Origin of the sequence: Bacillus sp. CGMCC 1.60114 (assembly GCF_042676365.1) — a bacterium.
Taxonomy (GTDB): Bacteria; Bacillota; Bacilli; order Bacillales; family Bacillaceae_G; genus Bacillus_A; species Bacillus_A rhizoplanae_A.
In genome coordinates this window covers 1-5,604 of sequence record NZ_JBHTHG010000063.1, presented here as the reverse complement: position 1 = coordinate 5,604, position 5,604 = coordinate 1, and the positions used below count along the sequence as shown (strand labels likewise).

Below are 5,604 nucleotides of genomic sequence, written 5' to 3'. Positions count from 1 at the left end.
TGGCTGGATTTATCTGAAGAAAATCCATATAGTCATTTCTTGATGACAGTAATGGGCGGAGTGAATCAATTGGAACGTGACTTAATTCGTATGCGTCAACGTGAAGGGATTGACCTTGCAAAAAAAGAAGGAAAATATCAAGGAAGAGTTAAAAAGTATCACGAAAAGCATGCGGGAATGAATTATGCACTTAAGCTGTATGAAGAAGGGAATATGACAGTGAAACAAATTTGCGAAATTACCAATGTTTCTAGATCAGCTTTATATAGGAAACTACAAGACAAAGTATAATAAGTACCCGCCGTAATTGGAAAATTTTTCAGATGTGGCGGGTTATTCTTTGAATCGTTTCCGTACCCCTACTCCAAAAGCAAAGTTGTAGCTTTGCAATAAAGTTCGCTCAAAAATGCGTTTAAATCGTTGAAAATATGTTAAGTTGTAGAACTTTTTTTCGAAAAAAGTTTACTCAAAACACATATTTCCATCGAAGGAAAATCAACGATTTTTATAAAAAAGTTGCACCGTAAAAGTCTAATAGACGTTGTTAAATTAAGATTTCACTGTCTATTTTAAGTAAACTTTTTATAAACGGTGCAACTTTATTTCAAATCCACAAAAGTGCTGTTGTTTGTGGTTGTATTATATAGCAGTCGGCTTTCCACATTTTTCATTTTATAGTCTACGATTATTTAGTACGAAGTCGGTCTAAAAGAACGGCAAGAATGATGACTGCTCCTTTTATGACAAGCTGCCAATAATAGCTAACGTCCAACAAAGTAAGCCCGTTACTAAGCACTCCCATGATCAATGCCCCGATAATCGTTCCTTGAATCTTTCCAACGCCTCCAGTAAAGCTTGTTCCGCCAAGGATAACTGCAGCGATGGCATCAAGTTCGAATCCAACACCGGCCGTCGGCTGTCCGGAATATAATCGGCCTGCAAGAACGACTCCAGCAAGCCCTGATAATAAGCCGCTTATCATATATACCTTTATTAAGTTTGCTCCTACCTTTATCCCAGTAAGACTAGCAGCTTCTTCATTTCCGCCGATCGCATAGACGTGACGTCCAAACATCGTATATTTTAAAATGAAGAAAGTAATTACATAAATGAAGGCCATAATGAAAATCGGTGTAGGAATAGCTAACACGGTGCCGGAACCGAAGAATTTAAATAACGGATCTGTCAATACGATTGGGTATCCTGCACTAACTACATAAGCAAGTCCTCTGATGTATGTAAAGCTCCCTAATGTTACAATAAATGCCGGCAGCTTTACTTTAGCTGTTAGATAGCCATTTACAAATCCAGCCGCTACACCAATTGCCACGCCGGCTGCCATAGCGATAATAGCATTGACTCCCTGCTGCGAAAGCATAACAGATATAACACCGGACAATGCGACTGTAGAGCCGACGGATAAGTCGATACCGCCGGTTAAAATAACAAATGTCATTCCGGCTGCTAAAATAGCAATAATAGAAATTTGCTTTAAGACATTAAGAAGATTATTTACCTCTAGAAAATTAGAGGTAAGAACTGACAGAACGACACACATTAATACAAGAATTACGATCGTGCTATACTGATTCCATAGCTCTTTAATATTCAATTTTCCCTTGGCACGATTAGTCTGTAAAACGGTCATGTCTGTTTTCATGCTATCTCTCCTGTCGCATAATACATAATTTTTTCCTGAGTCGCTTCAGCTCTTGGCAAGTTAGCTCTAATTTTTCCTTCATGCATCACTAACACCCGATCACTTACACTTAATATTTCTGGAAGCTCGGAAGAAATCATAAGAATAGCCATTCCCGATTTCGCTAACTCATCAATAATTTTATAAATCTCAGCTTTGGCCCCTATGTCAACACCGCGAGTCGGTTCGTCCAGAAGCAGCACTTTTGGCTGGATGAGAAGCCATTTCGCCAAAACAACCTTTTGTTGATTGCCTCCGCTTAAATTGACTACCTTTTGTTCAGGAGATGAAACTTTAATACGTAGCTTTTTAATATAATCCGCTGCCTCTTGATGAATTTCTCTCCAATTTAAAATTCCGGCACTGCTATATTTTTGCATCATTGTCATCGCTATATTCTCTTTAACAGATAGGTCGAGAAACAAGCCTTGTTCTTTTCTGCTTTCTGGTACAAGAGCAATGCCGTTCTCAATCGCATCTCGATGACAAGTAATCTCAGCCTGTTTCCCATTAATCCAAATCTCGCCTGATTTATTGGCAACAGATCCGAAGATGGTTCGAACAAGCTCCGTTCGTCCTGCCCCGACTAATCCGGCAAGTCCTACTACTTCCCCTGGATATACCTGCAGGTTAATCTTGCCTATCACTTTATTATCAGACAGCCCCTTAACCTCCAAAACAGGAACCTTCTCTCTTACCTTTACACCGCTATTCGGTTTTCGTTGGAATATATCCTTCGGTTCACGACCTACCATTAATTTCACTAAATGGTCCGGATTCGTCTCTTCAATAGGCATACTGCTGACCCATTGACCATCCCGAAATACAGTACAACGATCGGAAATTTTGAAAATCTCATCCATTCTGTGTGAAATATACACAATCGCTACACCTTTGGCTTTTAACTGATCAATAATAACAAATAGCTTATCAATTTCTTTATCTGTAAGGGTTGCTGTTGGTTCATCCATGATTAATACTTCCGCTTGAAACGATAGCGCGCGCGCAATTTCAACCATCTGCTGCTCTGCTATGCTCAAGGATGACACGAGCGTTCTGGAATCTAACGTTGAACCGATAGATCCCAAAACAACTGCCGCTTTCTCATATACTTCCGCCCATTTCACCATACCAAATTTATTTTTCGGCAAAACAGTTCCCATGAAAATATTTTCAGCAATGGATAAGTTAGGAGATAACTTTAATTCCTGATGGACAACACTAATTCCATTCAATTTCGCTTCTAAAGTATCTTTCCATGTCACATTTTGATTCTTATACTCTATCATTCCGGAATCCGGCTGATACACGCCACATAAAATTTTCATCAAGGTGGATTTTCCTGCGCCATTTTCCCCCATAAGCGCATGCACTTCTCCTTTATACAGCTCCAACTGTACGTTATCAAGCGCCTTCACCCCAGGGAATGCTTTGCTTATACCCGACATTTTAAGAATAGAATTGCCTTTCGTCAGAGGACGAGCTGTCACCTTAGGATGCTTCACAGTATCCCTCCTTTTATGTATCGTTGCAGCACGAATGCTTGGTAACTCATACAACTCTCTGATCTTACCAACCTTTATAGCTACCAACTGTCTCTTGTGTTACTAGTTCTACTGGTACCTTAACCTGGGACTCTACTTTTTCACCTTTAATAATTTTCATACCAATATCAACAGCTTTTTTTACAATTTCGTCAGGATGTTGTGCGGATGTAGCAACAAAGCTTTTGTTCTCTTTAAGAGAATCTATCGCTTCTGGAGCACCGTCAACACCAAGAATAAAGAACTCTTTATCGCGTTTTGCTTGCTCAGCGGCAATCTTTACTCCCAGTGCTTCAGGATCGTTAATCGCAAATACCGCATCAATTTTCCCTGATGAATTCGCTTGCAAAATATTTTCCATTACTGTTAACGCTTTTTCTCTGTTACCTTCACCGTTTTGCTTCGCTACAACTTTCACATCTGTTCCTTTGATTGCATCTTCGAATCCTTTAATACGGTCTGTTACAGCAGTTACTGGAGGTCCATCAATAATTGCGATATTTCCTTTGTTTTGTAAACGCTTTAGAAGAAATTCGCCAGCAAGCTTCCCTGCTAAGTAATTATCAGAAGCTACAGTTGCGCTTACTCCGCCGTCTGCGCCAACATCAACTGCGATAACCGGAATGCCTGCTGCCTTCGCTTGTTGTACAGCTGCTGCAATTCCTTTAGAGTCTACTGCATTTAAAAGAATCATATCTACCTTTTTTGTAATAAAATCTTCTACCTGTGCCATTTGCTTGGATAAGTCATAGTCAGCGCTTACAACAATCGCCTCACCACCAAGTTCCTTTGCAGTCTCTTTAGCACCTTTTGACATAGAAACAAAGAATGGATTACTTAACGTACCTACCGTTAAACCAATTTTAATCTTTTTGTCCTTTGAGCCTGAAGCGGACGAGCTAGTTTTGTCACTGCTTCCGTTACTGCAGGCTGCCATCATAAGCAACAATAAAACCATGAAAGGTGCCAACACTTTGTACATAGCTTTTTTCATTTTCTTTGCTCCCCTTTTTTCTTTTAATAGTTCCCCTTGCCTCTTCTTGCTCATTTTCGGATACCCAATGGTAACGCTTTCAATTATTTGCTTACTTTTAATCATTTGATCGTCATATACCTTGGTATATAATGATCGAATATGATTATTTATGATTATAATTGATGGATTTGTAAATTACAATGCTTTTTCATGGATTTTTTACCATAAAATAAACTTAATACCATTAATGGTTTATTTAACAAAAATACCCCCTAGAGCCATTTTAGCTTTAGGGGGTAAAACAGGTCTTATGCACTACGGACCAACAACATACACATCAATCCCAGTTTCTCTGAGCTTCTCCACAAATGACTTAGGAACACCGGCATCAATAATACATTTATCCACATCATGAATATCGGCAAATTTTGCAAAGGTCGATTTCCCAACTTTGCTATGATCTGCCAACAAGATCACTTGTTTTGCAATTTGAATCATTTTTCTCTTCGTTGCCGCCTCAGTAAGATTAGGGGTTGTTAGCCCCTCTTCCGCCTCAATCCCGTTCGTCGCAATAAAAGCCTTATCTACTCTCATCATTGAGAATCCAGCTTCGGCAAGTGGACCTACTAGGGCACACGTCTCTTTTCGTAAGTCCCCCCCTACCATCACAACATCAATTCCTTGAACATCCTGCAACTCTTGCGCAAAAACAAGTGAATTGGTCACTACTGTCAGCTTTGAAAAAGCCCGCAGTTCCTTAACAAGCTTGAAGGTTGTGGTTCCTGCATCAAGCAAAATTGTATCGCCTTCTTCAATAAATTCCAGTGCTTTTCTGGCAATCGCTTTCTTCTCCTCCTGAAACTTATCTTCCTTTTCATTAAATGTTGGTTCAAAGTTGACATTTTGGAGAGCAATAGCTCCCCCATGCGTTCTTCTCAATAACTTTTCTTCCTCTAGCTCCTTTAAATCTCTGCGCACTGTGGATTCTGATACTTCAAAAAAATGACTCAGCTCTTGAACAGATGCTCTTGAATTTCCTTGAATGTAATTCATGATTTTACTTTTTCGCTCTTCGGCATATAACATGAAACATTACACCTCTGTATAATATACTTTTTCTTTTTACCACATCGTATGAAGGCGTTTTCAATACACGCATTTTTAAGTATACTGCATAATTAAAAGGTTTTGTTTACAGAATTTCATATCTTACTTTTTTCGGCTCTGGTGCAAAAATCTAAGAAGCTTGGACATACTGATATTATCAATCTATAAAGGATGTGTATCCGTATGAAAAAGCCAACAGAATTTAAGTGGAAACATTACGAACCTGAAATTATCTTACATGTAGTACGCTGGTACCTACGGTACAGTCTGAGTCTTCG

5 protein-coding genes and 1 pseudogene are annotated in these 5,604 nt (G+C 39.2%); 2 read left to right on the top strand and 4 right to left on the bottom strand.

The window, feature by feature from the left end; genetic code table 11:
* Window positions 1-291: helix-turn-helix domain-containing protein (locus ACFQZ1_RS11005; RefSeq protein ID WP_377882239.1), on the top strand; the 291-nt coding region annotated here is incomplete at its 5' end.
* Between the two features lie 394 nt (window positions 292-685).
* On the opposite strand, the gene ACFQZ1_RS11000 is transcribed toward ACFQZ1_RS11005, so the two are convergent.
* The 4 genes from ACFQZ1_RS11000 to ACFQZ1_RS10985 all read right to left on the bottom strand — a co-directional run bounded on the left by ACFQZ1_RS11000 (window position 686) and on the right by ACFQZ1_RS10985 (window position 5,305).
* On the bottom strand, window positions 686-1,660 hold the full coding sequence (locus tag ACFQZ1_RS11000) for an ABC transporter permease (protein ID WP_377882238.1): 975 nt from the start codon (window positions 1,658-1,660) through the stop codon (window positions 686-688).
* A complete protein-coding gene (locus tag ACFQZ1_RS10995) occupies window positions 1,657-3,204 on the bottom strand; it encodes a sugar ABC transporter ATP-binding protein (RefSeq protein ID WP_377882237.1) in 1,548 nt (515 codons plus the stop codon). The genes ACFQZ1_RS11000 and ACFQZ1_RS10995 overlap by 4 nt, the downstream gene beginning before the upstream one ends.
* Before the next feature lie 64 nt (window positions 3,205-3,268).
* Complete coding sequence (locus ACFQZ1_RS10990; RefSeq protein ID WP_377882236.1) at window positions 3,269-4,237, bottom strand: substrate-binding domain-containing protein; 969 nt, start codon at window positions 4,235-4,237, stop codon at window positions 3,269-3,271.
* A gap of 297 nt (window positions 4,238-4,534) precedes the next feature.
* The gene (locus ACFQZ1_RS10985) at window positions 4,535-5,305 is read right to left on the bottom strand and encodes a DeoR/GlpR family DNA-binding transcription regulator (protein WP_377882235.1); all 771 of its coding nucleotides are present in this window, start codon (window positions 5,303-5,305) and stop codon (window positions 4,535-4,537) included.
* 204 nt (window positions 5,306-5,509) lie between these two features.
* Between ACFQZ1_RS10985 and ACFQZ1_RS10980 the strand changes: the two are divergent.
* Window positions 5,510-5,604: pseudogene (locus tag ACFQZ1_RS10980) on the top strand (IS6 family transposase); the annotation flags it as partial.